The sequence below is a fragment of the Pantoea sp. GbtcB22 genome (assembly GCF_019091025.1).
GTDB lineage: Bacteria > Pseudomonadota > Gammaproteobacteria > Enterobacterales > Enterobacteriaceae > Pantoea > Pantoea leporis.
The window spans coordinates 1-233 of the sequence record NZ_JAGXKB010000936.1 but is presented as its reverse complement, the minus strand read 5'-3'; the positions used below and the strand labels follow the sequence as shown (position 1 = coordinate 233).

1 protein-coding gene is annotated in these 233 nt (G+C 57.1%); it reads right to left on the bottom strand.

What is annotated here, in order from left to right; genetic code table 11:
* A partial coding sequence (locus KVT28_RS27085; RefSeq protein WP_217551426.1) for a class I tRNA ligase family protein occupies positions 1–233 on the bottom strand: 233 nt, incomplete at both ends.

Here is a 233-nt window from a genome sequence, read left to right as displayed (position 1 = left end):
CCTGAACGCGTCCACGCCTGCAGCATCGCGCTGAAAGAGTGCAGATCAAAGAAGAAGTGCTCGGAATCGCGCAGCACCGGCGTCGCGCCTGAGAACACCGATTTCGGGTCGATCAGCTCGGTTGGGCTGTACGTTGCGCTACACACTTCGCAGTTATCGCCATATTGATCCGGTGACATACATTTCGGGCAGGTGCCTTTCACGAAACGGTCCGGCACGAACATGCCTTTCTC